This window comes from Pseudoxanthomonas sp. UTMC 1351 (assembly GCF_040948865.1).
GTDB lineage: Bacteria > Pseudomonadota > Gammaproteobacteria > Xanthomonadales > Xanthomonadaceae > Pseudoxanthomonas_A.
The window spans coordinates 32,452-49,554 of sequence record NZ_JAVGJT010000001.1; the positions used below are offsets into that span (position 1 = coordinate 32,452).

At 62.1% G+C, this 17,103-nt stretch carries 12 protein-coding genes; all 12 read left to right on the forward strand.

The genetic code is table 11. The features are described from left to right. The first annotated feature begins 10 nt into the window (after positions 1-10). The 12 genes from AB6O04_RS00150 to mprF all read left to right on the forward strand — a co-directional run bounded on the left by AB6O04_RS00150 (position 11) and on the right by mprF (position 17,094). Positions 11-676: a type 4a pilus biogenesis protein PilO gene (locus AB6O04_RS00150; RefSeq protein WP_368561585.1), complete on the forward strand. Its 666-nt coding sequence runs from the start codon at positions 11-13 to the stop codon at positions 674-676. Further along, on the forward strand, positions 673-1,212 hold the full coding sequence (locus AB6O04_RS00155) for a pilus assembly protein PilP (protein ID WP_368561586.1): 540 nt from the start codon (positions 673-675) through the stop codon (positions 1,210-1,212). Before AB6O04_RS00150 ends, AB6O04_RS00155 begins: the two co-directional genes overlap by 4 nt. Before the next feature lie 14 nt (positions 1,213-1,226). Continuing rightward, positions 1,227-3,143: a type IV pilus secretin PilQ gene (locus AB6O04_RS00160; protein WP_368561587.1), complete on the forward strand. Its 1,917-nt coding sequence runs from the start codon at positions 1,227-1,229 to the stop codon at positions 3,141-3,143. A 246-nt stretch (positions 3,144-3,389) separates the two neighbouring features. Beyond that, positions 3,390-4,406, forward strand: coding sequence for an AAA family ATPase (locus tag AB6O04_RS00165; protein WP_368561588.1), 1,017 nt, complete (start codon positions 3,390-3,392; stop codon positions 4,404-4,406). A gap of 384 nt (positions 4,407-4,790) precedes the next feature. Continuing rightward, on the forward strand, positions 4,791-5,687 hold the full coding sequence (locus AB6O04_RS00170; RefSeq protein ID WP_368561589.1) for a DUF58 domain-containing protein: 897 nt from the start codon (positions 4,791-4,793) through the stop codon (positions 5,685-5,687). Then, positions 5,687-6,139 (forward strand): DUF4381 domain-containing protein, encoded by a 453-nt coding sequence (locus AB6O04_RS00175; RefSeq protein WP_368561590.1) that lies wholly within the window; start codon positions 5,687-5,689, stop codon positions 6,137-6,139. Before AB6O04_RS00170 ends, AB6O04_RS00175 begins: the two co-directional genes overlap by 1 nt. Continuing rightward, a complete protein-coding gene (locus AB6O04_RS00180; protein WP_368561591.1) occupies positions 6,136-7,176 on the forward strand; it encodes a VWA domain-containing protein in 1,041 nt (346 codons plus the stop codon). The genes AB6O04_RS00175 and AB6O04_RS00180 overlap by 4 nt, the downstream gene beginning before the upstream one ends. Then, positions 7,137-8,951, forward strand: a complete 1,815-nt coding sequence (locus AB6O04_RS00185) for a tetratricopeptide repeat protein (RefSeq protein ID WP_368561592.1) — start codon at positions 7,137-7,139, stop codon at positions 8,949-8,951. The genes AB6O04_RS00180 and AB6O04_RS00185 overlap by 40 nt, the downstream gene beginning before the upstream one ends. Then, the gene (locus tag AB6O04_RS00190; RefSeq protein WP_368561593.1) at positions 8,948-10,627 is read left to right on the forward strand and encodes a BatD family protein; all 1,680 of its coding nucleotides are present in this window, start codon (positions 8,948-8,950) and stop codon (positions 10,625-10,627) included. The genes AB6O04_RS00185 and AB6O04_RS00190 overlap by 4 nt, the downstream gene beginning before the upstream one ends. A 205-nt stretch (positions 10,628-10,832) precedes the next feature. Beyond that, positions 10,833-12,140: a dicarboxylate/amino acid:cation symporter gene (locus tag AB6O04_RS00195; protein WP_368561594.1), complete on the forward strand. Its 1,308-nt coding sequence runs from the start codon at positions 10,833-10,835 to the stop codon at positions 12,138-12,140. Positions 12,141-12,360: 220 nt separating this feature from the next. Further along, positions 12,361-14,376, forward strand: coding sequence for a transketolase (gene tkt / locus AB6O04_RS00200; RefSeq protein WP_368561595.1), 2,016 nt, complete (start codon positions 12,361-12,363; stop codon positions 14,374-14,376). Positions 14,377-14,511: 135 nt separating this feature from the next. Further along, positions 14,512-17,094 carry a bifunctional lysylphosphatidylglycerol flippase/synthetase MprF gene (gene mprF / locus AB6O04_RS00205; protein WP_368561596.1) on the forward strand — a complete coding sequence of 861 codons (2,583 nt, stop codon included), beginning with the start codon at positions 14,512-14,514 and terminating at the stop codon, positions 17,092-17,094. Positions 17,095-17,103 lie beyond the last annotated feature (9 nt).

Genomic DNA, 17,103 nt, shown 5'->3' on the forward strand with positions numbered 1-17,103 from the left:
GGAAGCGACCATGAACCAGAAAAAGACATCGCTTAAGAACCTCGATTTCAACAACATCGGCGGCTGGCCGCAGAACGCCAAGATCGGTTTCTGCGTCTTGCTCGCCATATTCATCCTGGCATTCGCCTATCTGCTGCTGGTCAGGGGCAAGGTGGAAACGTTGGAGGGATTGGAAAGGCAAGAAGTCACGCTGCGCGCCAAGTTCGAAACCGAGCAGGGCAAGGCTGCCAATCTGGAGCCATTGAAGCAGCAGCTTGCGCAAATGGAGCAGGTGCTGCAGCAGATGCTGCGTCAGTTGCCCAGCAAGACGGAAATGCCGGATCTGATCATCGACATTTCGCAGACGGCGCTATCCAGCGGGTTGGCGAATGAGTTGTTCCAGCCGGGACCAGAAACGCCCAAAGAGTTCTATGCCGAAAAACCAATCGCGCTACGTATGGTGGGCAGCTACCACCAGTTCGGTGCATTCGTCAGCGGCGTGGCATCGTTACCGCGTGTGGTCATCCTGACCATGCACGACATCTCGCTGAAGCCGAAGGAAAGCAAGGGCGCCATTTCCAGCCGCGGTGCGCTGGAGCTTTCCGGCACGGTCAAGACCTACCGCTACCTCGATGAGAAGGAAATCGAGGAGCAGGAAAAGGCTGCCGCCGATGCGGCGAAGGCGGGCGCGAAATGAGCAAGCGGACGAATAACACGGTTCGATGGACCGCCTTCGCCGGCTTGGTGCTGCTGTTGGCTGGCTGTGCTCGTGGCATCACCAGTACGCCGGGTGACGCGCCCAATCTGGAAAAATGGATTGCCGACATCCGCGCTCGGCCGGCGCCGCCACTGGAGCCATTGCCGGTGATGCAGCAGTTCGAAACTTTCGAATACGCCGCTCAAGGCCTGCGGGATCCTTTCAGCGATGCCTGGAACAACAGCGATAGTCCTGGATTGCGCCCGGACCCGAACCGGCGCAAGGAAACGCTGGAACAGTATCCGCTGGACAGCCTGGACATGGTCGGCACCATCGGCCGCGGCCCTGGCTTGATTGCACTGGTAATGGCGCCGGACAAAGTCACCTATCGCGTACGTCCGGGTACTTACATGGGACAAAGCGATGGCCGTGTCACTGCGGTCCGGGAAGATGGCATAGAACTTGTCGAACTAGTGCCGGATGGCGCAGGCGGTTGGCTGGAACGGCCTGCTGCTATCGCGCTTGAAGATCAATGATTGGGGGATACACGATGACCGCTTTGAATGCCTACAGCCTGCGGCCGTCCCGGCGCCTGGCCTTGCACCGGGTTTGCTCTTTGGGACTGGCTATCGGCTTGTTGGCTGCCGCCAGTGCTGCCAGCGCTGGCTCTCCTGGAGCGCAGACCGCCACACCTAACGTGGCGGCTTCGACCAAGGCGACGCCTGCCACCGTTTCAGTCTCCAATATCGATTTCCGCCGAGGTGAAGGCGGCGCGGGCCGCTTGATCCTGCGTTTCGATGGCCAGGGCGCCATGCCGGACCTGCGCAACCAAGGCGCCAACGTCATCGTGGATGTCGGTAACGCCACCTTGCCTGCCTCCTTGCAGCGGCCACTCAACGTGGTGGATTTCGCCACCCCGGTGCAGCGTATCGACGCAAACGCCAAGGGCAGCGGTACGCAATTGGTGCTCAGCACCCAGGGTAATTTCGAGTCGCTGGCCTACCAGACCGGTAACGAATACGTGGTGGAGATCGTGCCGCGGGCTGTACAGCAGGCAGTCGGAGGTTCTTCTTCCGCTTCCACGGCGGTGGCTACTGCGGCCGCCAAGGTGGCCGCGACCGCACGTCCGTACAGTGGCCGGCCGGTGACTTTCAACTTCCAGGACGTGCCGGTGCGCACCGTGCTGCAGTTGATCGCCGAAGAGTCCAACCTGAATATCGTTGCCTCCGATACGGTGCAGGGCAATGTCACGTTGCGCCTGGTCAATGTGCCATGGGACCAGGCACTCGACATCGTCTTGCGCGCCAAAGGTCTGGACAAGCGCCGCGAAGGGGGCGTGGTCTGGGTGGCGCCGCAGCCAGAGCTGGCCAAGTTCGAACAGGACAAGGAAGATGCGCGTATCGCAATCGAAAACCGTGAGGACCTGGTTACGGACTACATCCAGATCAACTATCACAACGCCGGCGCGATCTTCAAAGCACTGACTGAAGCCAAAGGCATCGGAAACAGCGGCAACAGTGGTGGTGGCGGTGGTGGTGGCAACAGCGAGAACGAGAACGGCTTCCTGTCGTCGCGTGGCCGCATCGTGGCCGATGACCGCACCAACACGCTGATGATCAGTGACATCCCCAAGAAGATCGCGCAGATGCGGGAGCTGATCGCCGTCATCGATCGCCCGGTGGACCAGGTGCTGATCGAAGGCCGGATCGTGATTGCCACCGACACCTTTGCGCGTGATTTGGGTGCGCGGTTTGGCATCTCCGGCACGAGGCAGTATGGCGACAATACCGCGATAATTGGCGATACCGCGGTTGGTAACACTGGCACCAGCAACAATCGCGGCGGCTTCAACGTCAACTTGCCGGCGGGTGGTTTCACTCAGAATCCTGCCAGCTCTATCGCCTATACGTTGCTAGGTAGCAATTTCTCCCTGGATCTGGAGCTCTCAGCTCTGCAAGAAGAAGGGCGCGGCGAAGTCATTTCCAACCCGCGCTTGGTCACTACCAACCAGCGCGAAGCCGTGATCAAACAGGGCCGCGAAGTCGGCTATCTGACGGTCACCGGTAGCGGCACTGGCGTTGCCACCCCGACCGTGCAGTTCAAGGAAGCTTTGCTGGAACTGAAGGTCATTCCGACCATCACCAGCGATAACCGCGTATTTTTGTCGTTGAACGTGAAGAAGGACGAAGTACTGCGCTTCATCGACCTCGGCGATTTCGGCTCGGTACCTGAGCTTGCGCGTCGCGAGATCAACACCGCCGTATTGGTCGATGACGGCCAGACCGTGGTAATCGGCGGCGTCTATGAGTTCTCCGACCGCAGCAGCGTCGCCAAGGTGCCGTTCCTGGGCGATGTGCCGTTCCTCGGCAACCTGTTCAAGAAAAAGGGTCGCAGCAAGGAAAAGGCTGAGTTGCTGATCTTCATTACGCCGAAGGTGTTGCGGGTCAGTGGCGCTGCAAAGCCCTGATAGTAGGAAAAGAAGCTAGAAAAAGGGGGCGTAAGGCCCCCTTTTTTTACAAGAAAATGGCCCCGGCGGACGGGCTACTCGACCAAAAGCGACGCATATCGGGTGCGGCCGAGAATAGGCTACATAGCCGCCGCTAGGCTTCATGGACACCAAGCCTGAATCGCACTGCGCCACGACGCGAAAAACCTGAACCATCGCCGCGCACATCGGTCAAAATCGGCTCATCACCGCAATGAAGCCTTGCCGATGGACAGTTCCGCCAGCTCAACCCTCCCTTTGCACGATTCGGACCACTCCCGTCTGCACCAGGCATTCAGCGCATTGCGCGATGGTTTGTCGCAAACGATCGTGGGGCAATCGGCGCTGGTCGAAAGCCTGCTGATCGCGCTGTTGGCGGACGGCCACCTACTGGTGGAAGGCGCGCCCGGGCTGGCCAAAACCACCGCAATCCGTGCGTTGGCCTCCCGATTGGAAGCGGATTTCGCGCGGGTGCAGTTCACGCCGGACCTGCTGCCGGCCGATCTAACCGGTACCGAGGTCTGGCGTCCGCAGGACGGCCGTTTCGAATTCCAGCCCGGGCCCATTTTCCATCCCATTCTGCTAGCGGACGAGATCAATCGTGCGCCTGCCAAGGTGCAGTCGGCGCTGTTGGAGGCGATGGGTGAGCGTCAGGTGACGGTCGGACGCCAGACCTATCCATTGCCGCAGTTATTCCTGGTGATGGCCACCCAGAACCCGATTGAACAGGAAGGTACGTTCCCGCTTCCCGAAGCGCAGTTGGATCGGTTCCTCATGCATGTACGCATCGGCTATCCGGCGGCGGAAGCGGAGGCGGAGATCCTCAATCTCGCTCGTGCCCGCGCCCGAGACACGCTGCGGCCGGTGGCTCCCGTGCTTGAGAAGATGCCGATCGAGGACGTCTTCGCGGCGCGCGCCGCCGTGTTGGATTTGCATATGGCGCCGCAACTGGAGCGATATCTGATCGAACTGGTGCTGGCTTCGCGCGACGCCCGGCGTTACGACCCGCAACTGGCCCGGCGTATCGCCTGGGGTGCCAGCCCGCGTGGATCGATCGCGCTGGAGCGCTGCGCCCGTGCGCGTGCCTGGCTGGCCGGACGCGACTATGTCACCCCAGACGACATTCGCGCTGTCGCACCCGATGTGCTGCGTCACCGTGTGCTGCCCAGCTACGAGGCCACGGCCGAGGGCTGGGACGGCGATAAGCTGGCGACCGCCCTGCTCGACATCGTGCCGTTGCCATGAAAAAGGGCCGTAGCATCTTCGTAACCGCTTCGCTGCTGAAAAGCCGTCCACGGTCTAGCGGTGCGCCTGAGCCACGTAGAGCGGAGCTCGCTCCGCTGATCGTTTCCGGAGCCGATACACTGACAGCAGCGGAGCAAGCTCCGCTCTACCAGAAGCGCCTTTACGCTTATTCACCATCGCCTGGCGTTGCGACGGCCTTATCGCTATCGTCACGGCACGGCTGCGAGGCGCGCCGTTGCAACGGCCTCATCGTTACTGACTGGGTGCTATCGCGAGGCGCGGTTCCGCTCTACGAGAAGTGCCTTAAATGGCTATTCGTTATCGCCCGCCGTTGCGACGGCCTTGTTGCCACTGAGTCGGTGCTATCGCGAGGCGCGGTGCCGGGTGGCTGACGGTCTGAAGCCCACGCTCACGGAACTAACGGCACTGCGTCGCGTCGCGCAGCGTCGTGCACCGGCGCGCAAAGGCAGCCATAACCTGACCGGTCCGTCGGCATCCAGCTTGCGCGGGCGCGGCATGGAGTACGCCGAGTCACGCGAATATGTCGCTGGCGACGATGTGCGGCATATCGATTGGCGCCTGACCGCGCGCAGCGGGCGTACGCACACGAAGTTGTTCCAGGCCGAGCGCGAGCGATTGACGCTGCTTGTCGCGGACACCTCGCCAGCCCTGTATTTCGGAACGCGCGTGCGCTTCAAATCGGTACAGGCGGCGCGGGCTGGCGCGGTGGCGGTGTGGTCGGCGATCCGCGATGGCGATCGTATCGCGATAATCCGTGGCAGCACCGAAGAGGCCCCCGTGCCGCCAGCATCCGGACCGCGCGGCGCGCTGCGGGTGCTGGATGCGTTGGTGCGCTGGTATGCGCAACCACCGCGCGACGACGCAGGTTTGGCGGCGGCGCTCGACAACGCGGGCCGTTTGTTGCGTCCGGGTTCGCGGTTGATCGTGTTGGCCGATCCAAGCAGCATTGCCGCTGTACCGGAAACGCGCTGGCCAGCGTTGGCAGCCCATCACGAGGTCATGGTGCTTCTATTGACCGACGCACTGGAACGCGAGCCGCCAGAGGACGTGTTGCCTTTCGTGATCGGTGACCGCCGGGTGGAACTCGACTTGAGCGTCGCTGCGCAACGCCAGAGATGGCGCGATGAATTCGTGCGGCCGCTGGAGTCCGCACTGGAAAAGCTCCCTCAGCGAGGCGTCCGCACCTATTCGCTGGCCAATGACGCGCCGAGCGAATCATGGTTGCCGCTGCTGGGTCGTGCGCAGCCACAGGTGGCCTGATGCAAGGCGGAGCTCTGGTCCTGCGCGATGTGCATGTGCCGCCAGCGCCATCGCTGTGGCCGCCCGCGCCCGGCTGGTGGCTTGTCATCGGTGCGGTGGCGCTGGTGCTGGCCTTCGGCGCCATCATGCTGTGGCGCCGCCGTCGCCGTTTGCGAACTTGGCAGCGCATGTTCGATGAAGCGGGTCTCGCGTCGCAGCCCGCTCTTCAAGCGGCTGCGATTTCCGAGCTGTTGCGCCGTGCCGCGCGGCGCGTGGACGCCAAAGCCAATCGTCTGCACGGCGAAGAGTGGCTGCGCTTTCTCGATGGGAAACAAGGAACCGACTTCTCGCGTGGACCGGGCCGTGTGCTGCTCGATGGCGGTTATCGCCGCGAACTCGACGCGCACCAGCTGGCGCAAGCAAAAGCAGCCGCACGTGCGCGGTTTCTGGAGCTGATGGCGGGCAAGCGATGAACCTGCCGTTGCCTGATATCCAGGATTTCTATCAAGGTTTCGCGGGATTCGCCTGGCCGTGGTTGTGGCTGGCATTCCCACTGCCGTGGCTGGCGCGATGGCTGCTGCCGGCACGCCGCAGCGATTCCGATGCCCTGAAGGCTCCTTCGGGCTGGCATCTGGAGGCCATTGCCGGAGCAGGAGGCCGTCTCGGCAGGCCAACGCGCGCGACCGCCGTGGCTTGGCTGGCCTGGTTTTTGTTGTGCACAGCGGCAGCGCGTCCGCAGGAATTCGGCGAACCCATCTCGCCGCCGCAAAGTGGGCGCGACCTGATGCTGGCGCTGGATCTATCCGGCAGCATGACAGAGGCGGACATGGAACTGGGCGGCGCCGTCGTGGATCGGTTGACCGCGGCCAAAGCGGTGTTGGCCGACTTCCTCGATCGGCGGGCTGGCGACAGGGTGGGGCTGCTGATCTTCGGTCAGCGCGCCTATGTAATGGCGCCGCTGACATTGGACTTGGATACCGTGCGTCAACAACTGCGTGACAGTGTTGCCGGTCTGGCTGGGCGCGAAACCGCTATTGGCGATGCGATCGGCCTGGCAGTCAAACGCTTGCGCCGACAGCCGGAAGGTCAGCGCGTACTCGTCCTGTTGACAGATGGCGTCAATTCCACGGGAACGCTCACGCCGTTGAAGGCGGCCGAACTCGCGCAGCAGGAAGGCATACGCGTGCACACCATTGCTTTTGGCAGCGATGGCGGATCGTTGAGTATTTTCGGCCTGGCAATGCCGCAGAGCGCGCCCGAGGCAATCGATGAAGCTACGCTACGACAGATCGCGCAGCTCACTGGTGGCCGTTCCTTCCGCGCCCGCGATACTGATGAGCTGGTGCAGATCTATGCGGAGCTGGATCGCATCGAGCCAGTGGAGCGTGCCGGGCAAGCCGTTCGTCCGCGGATAGAACGTTATCCGTGGCCGCTAGGCGGCGCTCTGCTGATTGCGTTGCTGGGCTTCGCATGGATGAGTTTGCCGAACAGGCCGAGGCATCGGTCATGATCGCCTGGCTATCCACACTTCATTTCCTGCGTCCACATTGGTTGTGGGCACTACTCGCGCTGCCATTGCTTTGGGCGCTGTGGCGGGTGCGGCGGCAACGTCAGAATGTTTGGCGCAATCAAGTCGACCCGCATCTGCTGCCGCATTTACTGGCGCGCGGCGACCGCAGTGTGCGTGGCGCGCTCGTGGGAATGACACTGACATATGTGTTGGCGGTGTTGGCGATGACGGGCCCAAGCTGGCGACAAGAAGAACAACCGTTGTGGCGATCAAGCGCGCCGCTGGTGTTGGCGCTGGATCTTTCAAGCCGTATCAGCGCGGGCGACCTGCCGCCATCGCGGTTGCTACAAACCCGCGCCAAACTCGCGCACCTGCTGCGGGACCGCACGGGCGGGCAGGTCGCATTGGTGGCTTACGCGGGCGATGCATTCACGGTAACGCCGCTGACCGATGATCCCGCGAATGTTTCGCTGTTCCTGGATGATCTGTCGCCTGACGTGATGCCCATCGATGGGCAGCGTGCGGACCGTGCAATCGAATGGTCGGTGCGGCTGCTGAAGCAAGGTGGTTATGACACCGGCGATATTCTGGTGATGACCGATCGCTCGGATGCGGCAGCACGCGATGCGGCTCAGGCTGCCGCTGCGCAGGGATTCCGTGTATCCATCCTGGGCCTGGGTACGCCGGCCGGCGCGGCATATCGCGACGCCGAAGGCAATATCGGCCATGCCGCGCGCGATGATGGCTCGCTGCGCGCGCTGGCTTCGGCGGGGCGCGGAAAGTTTGAAGTGCTAAGCCGCGACGACGGCGATCTGCGCGCACTTGGCGTGTTGAATCCACAAGCAGCCGAAGCCTCGGCTGGTGGCGAAGCTGGCAAGACGTGGCGAGACGAAGGTTATTGGCTATTACTGCCGCTATTGGCGCTTTCTTTGTTTGCCTTCCGTCGCGGGGGGGGCGCCGCGGCACTGGTGCTGTGCCTGGGATTGCCGCTATCCCTGCCGGCTCAGGCCGCGGAGCGCGACTGGTGGCGCCGCCCCGATCAGCAGCAGCATGCGCGTATCGCTTCGGGTGCGGAGGACTATCGCAAAGGCGACTTTGCCGCAGCCGAGAAAGCCTTCAGCGATATCGACACCGCTACCGGTTGGTACAACCGTGGCAACGCTTTGGCCAAACAAGGCAAGTACGACGAAGCGGTTTCCGCTTATGACAAGGCACTCGCCCGCGAGCCGGGCATGCAGGATGCGATCGCCAATCGCAGCGCAGTGGAGGCCGCGCGAAAGCGTCAGCAACCAGGTGGCCAAGGCCAGCAGGGAAAAGGCAACGAAGGCAAGGACCAGAAACAGAAGCCGGACCAGGACCAGAGCGGACAACAGTCGCCAACTGAGTCGGAAGAAAATTCCGGAAGCCAACCCCAGGACGCAGATTCGCCATCACCATCACCATCACCATCGCCATCCAAGCCCGGGCAGCCGAAGGATGAAAAGGCTTCGAACGCGCCGACGGCTCCGCAGCCAAGCGAACCGCAGGACGCAAAGTCCCAACAGGCTGCCGATGCCGCCCAGCGCGAACGCATGCAACAGGCCATGGCGGGCAAGCAGGGAGAAGAACAGAAAGGCCAACAACCCGATAAGGCAGTGCAGTCGGAAACCGCCGAAGAGCGCGAACGCCGGCAAGCTTTGGAAACCTGGTTGCGGCGCGTGCCGGACGAGCCGGGCGGGTTACTGAAATCCAAATTTCGGCTGGAATACGAGCGTCGACAGAGGGAAGGGCAATGAAGCGCGTTTTTGCTACCACCGTACTGTTGCTGCTGGCGCTGTTCTCCAACACCGCATTGGCGGCCGCACGCGCTTGGCTGGAACAGCCGCAGGTCGCACTGGGTGAATCGGTGACGCTGAATGTCGAAACCGACGAAGTGTCCGCCGTCCCCGATCTCACGCCTCTGATGGCCGACTTCGCGCTGGAAGGCCAATCCAATAGCCGCAGCGTGCGCCTGATCAATGGGCGGATGACTTCGAGAACCGTGTACGCGGTCATCCTGGCGCCCAAGCGTGCCGGAGAGCTGCGGATACCATCGTTGCGTGTCGGCGGGCAACAGACAGCGCCGTTGACCTTGTCGGTAGGCGCCAACGCGACCACTACCACGCCAAGCGCCAACAGCAATGCGATGGCCTTCCTGGAAACCGAAATCGACGACGCCAATCCCTATGTGCAGCAATCGGTCGGTGTCACCGTGCGCCTGTACTACGCGGTGCCGTTGGTGTCCGGACAGCTGGACCTCGATCCTCCTGAAGGCGCGTTGCTGCAGCGAGTCGGCGAGATCACCCAATCCACGCGTGAGATCAACGGCCGCCGCTACAGCACCGCCGAGCGTCGTTTTCTGCTGGTGCCCGAACGCAGCGGCCCGCTGACCATTCCAGGTCCGCGTTTCGAAGGCCGCGGCGCCGGCAGCTGGATGGACGACCTGTTGGGTGGCAACAGCCGCGAAATGCGCATCAATGGCGCGCCACGCACATTGCAGGTACGCGCGCAGCCGGCGGCCGTGCCGCAGCCATGGCTACCGCTGCGTGATCTACGCATGCGTTACGTAGCGGCACCCCAATCGCTGCATGCCGGCGAAGCGGCAACATTGGCCATCGAGGTCACCGCGCTGGGTGCCACTCAAGCTCAAATGCCCGAAATGCCGGCGCCTTCCGTTCCAGGCGCGCAAGTGTTCGCCGAGCCGCCGCAGTACGACGAAACATTCGTGGCCGGCACGCCGCAGGTGAAATTGACCCGGCGCTACTCGGTGGTACCGTCCAAGACGGGAGCGCTGGTGATTCCGGGAATATCGATGGCCTGGTGGGACGTACGCGCCGGTACCGCCAAGACGGCATCGCTGCCTGACCTTGATTTGCAGGTAGGTGCTAGCGCTGGCGGTATCCCTGCACCGGCTGCGGCAGTGCCGGATACATCGGTTGCCGCGAGCGAAGACGGCGCCTTTACCGCTGAAGGAGCGCAGCGGAATATTCCTTCTCAGGTCTGGCCGTGGCTGGCCGCCGGATTCGGTTTGTTGTGGCTGATTACGCTGATCTGGGCGCTCCGGAAGCGCGGCCCGTTGCCACGTCTGCGTACCGCGCCATCATCGACCGGCGAGACGACACCCGCATCTGCCTCCACCCGCACGTTGTCCGACCTCAAGCGCGTATTGGACACTGGCGATCTGGCCGAAGCCGGTGAAGTTCTTTGCGCCATGGCGTCGCCTCCGGCCAAGGATCTGGATGCGTTGATTGCACGATTGGAAAACCCAAAACAGCGTGATGCAGTGGAGCAGCTGCGGCGAGCTTGCTGGGCAGGCGGTGATATTCCTGCTGCTCGGGCCGCGGTCTGGCAGGCGTTTCGCCAAGGACCGGCGTGGAAAGCCACTGCAAAGCCATCACAAGAGCCTTTGCCGCCGCTATATCCACGGACATAACGGGAGGGCGCGCTCGCACAGCAGAAAAGACAGGGGCTGGCGCGATTCTGGACCTAGGGAAGGCTCGGGCCGTTACGTGACTTGCATGACGAAATGGGCATGCAAAAGGCGTGAGTAAGGCGCTTTTTACGGCTGCTGGCGCACTGCGCAACGGCAGCCCGGACCGGGTTTGCTAAGCTTCTGCCTTCACTCGCAGGGCAAACCCATGACCGAAGCCAAGAATCCCAAATCCAAACTTCCACTGCACTGGAAGATGGCCATCGGCTTCGGCGTCGGCCTGTTGTTCGGCCTGATCGTGCATGTCACCGGCAATGCGGAAGCCGGCTGGGTCCAAAACTTCACAACTTACGTCACCAACCCGTTTTCCAAGACATTCCTCAACCTGATCTTCATGCTGATCGTTCCGCTGCTGTTCTCAGCGCTGGTGGTCGGCATCGCGGAGATGGGCGATATCCGCGCGCTGGGCCGCATCGGCTGGAAAACGCTGGCCTACACGGTGCTGTTATCGGCAGTGGCGGTGTTGCTGGGATTGGTGCTGGTCAATGTATTGAAGCCAGGCGTCGGTGTGGACCAGGCGCTGGCGCAGCAACTGCTGACCGAGAATGCCGAAAGGGCACAGCAGATCGTCGCCAGCATCGACAAGCAGCCGAAAGGCCTGGACATGCTGCTGTCCATCGTGCCCGACAATGTGTTGAGCGCGGCGTCCAACAACGGTTCCATCCTGGCGCTGATGTTTTTCGCGGTGATGTTCGGCGTCGGCCTGGTGCTGACGCCATCCAAGAATACCGATGTCCTTAAACGGATCATCGAAGGCGTGTTCGAAATATCGATGACGTTGATCGGGCTGGTTATCCGGCTGGCGCCCTACGCGGTGGCTTGCTTCATGTTCAACCTGGCCGCGATCTTCGGCTTCGATCTGTTGCTCCGTCTTGGCGCCTATGTCGGCGTCGTGGTGCTGGCGTTGGCGCTGCATCTGTTCGTCAACTACTCGATCGCATTGAAGCTGGCCGGCTTTTCGCCCCTCAAGTTTTTCCGTGGCAGCCAGGAAGCCATGGTGATGGCGTTCTCCACCGCCTCCAGCAACGCTACTCTGCCCACCGCCCTGCGCGTTGCCGATGAGAAACTCGGCCTGCCGCGGCAGGTTTCGCGCTTCGTGCTGACGGTCGGCGCTACCGCCAACCAGAACGGCACTGCGCTATTCGAAGGCGTGACCGTGTTGTTCCTGGCACAGTTTTTTGGTGTGGACCTCACCCTGACGCAGCAGTTCATGGTGATGCTGGTGTGCATCCTGGGTGGCATCGGAACCGCGGGTGTGCCCTCCGGTTCGTTGCCCGTGGTCGCATTGATCTGTGCCATGGTGGGAGTGAATCCTGTCGGCATCGGCTTGATTCTGGGCGTCAACCACTTCCTGGATATGTGCCGCACCACACTTAATGTCACCGGCGATCTGACGTTGGCGACCTTGGTGGCCAAGGGCGAAAGAAGCGAAGTCGCGTTGCCAGGCCGCGAGTAGGTTCCATATTGGTATTCGTCCCAGCGATGCCCTGCTAAAGCAGGGCATCGTTGTTTCCGGTGTATCCGGGACGTGAAGAATGGGGATGTGATTTCCGATAGGCGGCCGATTTCCCTGGGGATTCACTGTGGCGGCCAGCGGGTTTCTGTCCCGGTGGAAGACTGTGGGACAATGAGCCGCCCGCAGACCGCCGGGTGCCGCCTGAACACCCCAACTCGCTATGACGACGCCTGCCTCCAATAAGCCTGGCCGCCGCCAGCTTGCCAACGCCATCCGCTTTCTTGCCGCCGACGCAGTGGAAGCCGCCAAATCCGGTCATCCCGGCATGCCGATGGGCATGGCCGATATCGCCGAAGTGCTATGGAACGACTACCTGAGCCATAGCCCGAAGAACCCCCACTGGTTCAACCGCGACCGCTTCATTTTGTCCAACGGCCATGGCTCGATGCTGCAATACGCATTGCTGCATTTGAGCGGCTACGACCTTCCGCTGGAAGAGTTGAAGAATTTCCGTCAGCTGCACAGCAAAACCGCCGGCCATCCGGAACGCCACGAAACCCCCGGCGTTGAAACCACCACCGGTCCGCTGGGCCAAGGCTTTGCCAATGCGGTCGGCTTCGCACTGGCGGAAAAGCTGCTGGCCCAACGCTATAACCGTCCCGAATTCGGCATCGTCGACCACCGCACCTGGGTATTCATGGGCGACGGCTGTTTGATGGAAGGCATTTCCCACGAAGCGGCATCGCTCGCCGGTACCTGGGGCCTGGGCAAGCTGATCGCATTCTGGGACGACAACAAGATTTCCATCGATGGCAATACCGCTGGCTGGTTCACCGACGACACACCGGCGCGCTTCGAGGCTTATGGCTGGCAGGTAGTGCGCAACGTCAACGGCCACGATCCAGTCGAGATCAAGACGGCCATCGAAACTGCGCTGAAGTCCGACGATCGTCCCACGCTGATCTGCTGCCGCACCACGATTGGCTTTGGCGCACCCAACAAAGCCGGCAAGGAGTCGTCACACGGCGCACCGCTAGGCAAGGAAGAGCTGGAGGCTACCCGCAAGGCGTTGGAATGGCCGTACGGACCGTTCGAGATTCCGCAGGAGATCTACGACGGCTGGCGCGCCGGCAACAGTGGCTTGGTGCGCGAGGAACAGTGGAACATGCTGTTCGACAAGTACGCCGCGCAATACGCCGGTGAAGCGGCCGAACTATCGCGCCGTTCGCATGGCGAGTTGCCGGAAGACTTCGCCGCTGCTGCCGACGCCTACATTGCCAAGCTGCAGGCCGACGGCCCGAGCATCGCATCGCGCAAGGCATCGCAGATGGCCATCGAAACCTTCGCGCCTCTGCTGCCGGAACTGATCGGCGGCTCGGCCGATCTGGCGCATTCCAACCTGACGTTGTGGAAGGCCAGCAAGTCCGTGGCTACCGATGACCCTGACGCCAACTACGTGTACTACGGCGTGCGCGAGTTCGCGATGACCGCGATCAGCAATGGCCTGGCCTTGCATGGCGGCTTCATTCCGTTCGATGCCACCTTCCTGGTGTTCAGCGATTACGCCCGCAACGCGGTGCGCATGGGCGCGTTGATCCCCGCGCACAACATCCACGTCTACACGCACGATTCGATTGGCCTGGGCGAAGATGGTCCCACCCACCAACCGATCGAGCACCTGGCATCGCTGCGCTATATCCCGAACAACGACGTATGGCGTCCTTGCGATGCGGTGGAGTCGGCGGTGTCGTGGCGGGCTGCGATCCAGCGTAAAGAAGGACCGAGCTGCCTGGTGTTCTCGCGCCAGAACCTGCAGCACCAGCCACGTAGCGAAACCCAGGTGGCGGATATTGCTCGCGGCGGTTATGTGCTGGCCGACGCGGACGGTACGCCGGACGTCATCCTGATCGGTACTGGTTCGGAAGTCGGACTGGCCGTGCAGGCCAAGGCCGTACTGGATGCGGAAGGCCTCAAGACGCGCGTGGTGTCGATGCCGTCGACGGATGTGTTCGACCGGCAATCGGCCGAATACCGCGAGTCCGTGCTGCCGAAAGCCGTGCGCAAGCGGGTGGCGGTGGAAGCCGGTATCACCGATTTCTGGCGCAAGTATGTCGGCCTGGATGGTGCGGTTATCGGCATGACCGGTTTCGGCGCCTCCGCTCCGGCCGAGGCGTTGTACAAGCACTTCGGTATCACCGTTGAGAAAGTAGTCGAAGCAGCGAAGTCGCTGGGCTGATCGCAAGCGACTGGTCCTTACCTGATACTGGCGGCGATGGCAGGGAAGCTTCGCCGGTACCCAGCAGTCGCTAAGAAACAGGGAACTGCGATGGATGGAAATCTGTCGCATTGATGTTCTCAACGGGTAGGGACCATGTCGCGCATGCGGACCATCGGTTTCAAGACGGCATCATGGCTACCCTGGCTGCAACGGGGTAAGCCTTGGTTGCTGGCGGCCGGCGTGCTTGTGCTGGCGGGGCTGCTGACCCTCGCGTTCAAAAGCCTTTGGCAGGAAATCAGCTACGACCAGGTCGTAGCCGCCGTCCGCAGTGTCGACCGGATTGAGCTGGCGCTGGCCTTGCTGGCTACCGTCATAAGCTATTTGGCGTTGAGCGGATACGACCATTCGTCGTTGCGCTACGTCGGCGTGTCGCTGCCTTATCGGTTGGTCGCGCAGACATCTTTTATCGCGTATGCGCTGACCAACACCATTGGCCTGGGCGTGTTCACCGGTGGCGCCGTGCGCATGCGCCTTTATGGTGCCGCGGATGTGGAAGCGGCACAGATTTCCAAGGCTATCGCTTTCAATGCGGTGGCCTTTGGGTTGGGCGTCGGCACCGTAGGTGCTTTGGGTTTGCTGTGGGATGCACCGGAACTCGCTTCTCTGATGCGGGTCCCGGTGTGGCTGCTGTCGGCCGGCGCATGTTTGGTCTTGCTGACAATCGGCAGCTTGTTGGTGTGGTGTCGCGACGGCCGTGAACGCCGACTGTTGGGACGGTTTACCTTACGCCTGCCGCCAGCATCGCTGGCGCTGCGCCAGTTGCTGTGGTCAGTGCTGGATATCATGGCGGCGGGCGCGGTGCTGTGGGTGCTGCTGCCCGATGGCGTCATCGGCTTTCCGAGCTTTATCGGCTTTTATGCTGCGGCACTGGTGCTGGGCGTCGTCAGCCATGTGCCGGGCGGCTTGGGTGTGTTCGAAGCGGTCATGCTGGTCGCGCTTGGCGGGCGAGTGCCTGGCGAGGCGCTCGCCGGCGCGCTGGTGCTTTACCGCCTTGTTTACTACGTGCTGCCGCTGGTGTTGGCCTTGCTGCTGATGATGCTGCACGAATTGCGCAGCGGGGTCGCCGCGCCGCTGACTCGTGCTATTGGCAGTCTGGCGCCTTTGCTACTTGCTGCCTACACGCTGGTCGTCGCGGTTGTTGTGCTGGTGTCGGGCGTAACGCCGGCCAGCGAAGAAGCCACGGCGTTACTGGCGTTGCATGTGCCGTTGCCGCTGGTGGAGGCTTCGCACTTTCTTAGCAGCGTTGCAGGATTGGCGCTGTTGTTTGTCGCGCGCGGCATGTTGTCGCGATTGGACGCGGCATGGTGGGCAGGGCTGGGGTTGGCATTGATGAGCCTGCTGATGGCACTGCCCAAAGGCATCGCCATCGGCGAAGCGATCCTGCTGGTGTCGCTGGTGACGGCGCTGGCGGTCTCGCGTAAACAGTTCAAGCGCAAGGCTTCGCTGTTTTCGGTTGCGTTCTCCTGGGGCTGGTGGCTGGCCATCGGAGGCATTCTTGTCGCGCTGACGGCATTGCTGTTCTTCGCCTACCAGAGTGTGAATTACACCCATGAGCTGTGGTGGCAATTCGAATTCAATGGCGATGCGCCGCGTTCATTGCGCGCGCTGGTCGGCATCGCTCTGCTGGCGCTGGTATTGGCCATGCGCCAATTGCTGCGGCCAGCGCCCTCGGTCTGGCAAGCGCCTGATGCAACAGCGCTTGCGCGCGCCGAGCAAGTCATCCGGCGGCAAGACAACGCCGACAGCCTGCTGGCATTGACTGGCGACAAGCGGTTTCTTTTTTCCGAATCCGGCAATGCGCTGGTGATGTTCGGGCGTCAACGACGTTCGTGGATCAGCCTGTTCGATCCGATAGGGCCGGAGCAGGAGCAAACTGAGCTGGTGTGGCGCTTCGTCGAGCTTGCGCGGGAAGCGGGTGGGCGCGCGTGTTTCTATCAGGTGCGCTCGCAATCGCTGCCGATGTATCTGGATGCAGGTCTGCGTTTGTTCAAGCTGGGCGAGTATGCCCATGTGCCGCTGGCCGATTTCTCTCTGGAAGGCAAACAGCGTTCCGGTCTACGCTACAGCGCCAAACGTTCCGCACGCGAAGGTGCTGAACTCGACGTGGTGCCGATGGAAGGGGTGCCGGCGATTCTTGAAGAATTGCGCGCCGTCTCCGATGCCTGGCTGGCCGAACATCGCGCGGCGGAGAAACGCTTCTCGGTCGGCGCCTTCATGGACAACTACGTGCTAAGACAACCCGTAGCGGTGGTCCGCCACGGAGGCCGCATCGTCGCCTTCGCCACGCTATTGACCACTGACACGAAAGCCGAGGTCAGCATCGACCTGATGCGTCATCTGCCCGAGATGCCTTACGGCACTATGGACTTCCTGTTCGCCGAACTGATGCTGCATTTTCGCGAGCTTGGCTTTCAGCGATTCGGGCTGGGCATGGCGCCGCTATCGGGCATGGCCAAACATCCACTGGCTCCCTTTTGGCATCGCGGAGGCCGGCTGTTGTTCGCGCACGGCGAGAACTTCTACAACTTTCGCGGCCTGCGTGCGTTCAAGGAAAAATTCGATCCGCAATGGGAAGCGCGTTACCTGGCGTCGCCGGGCGGTGTGGCGCCGTTACTTCTGTTGGCCGATATCGCCGCGTTGATCAGTGGTGGTTTGAAGGGCGTGATCGCGAAATGACCAGGAGCC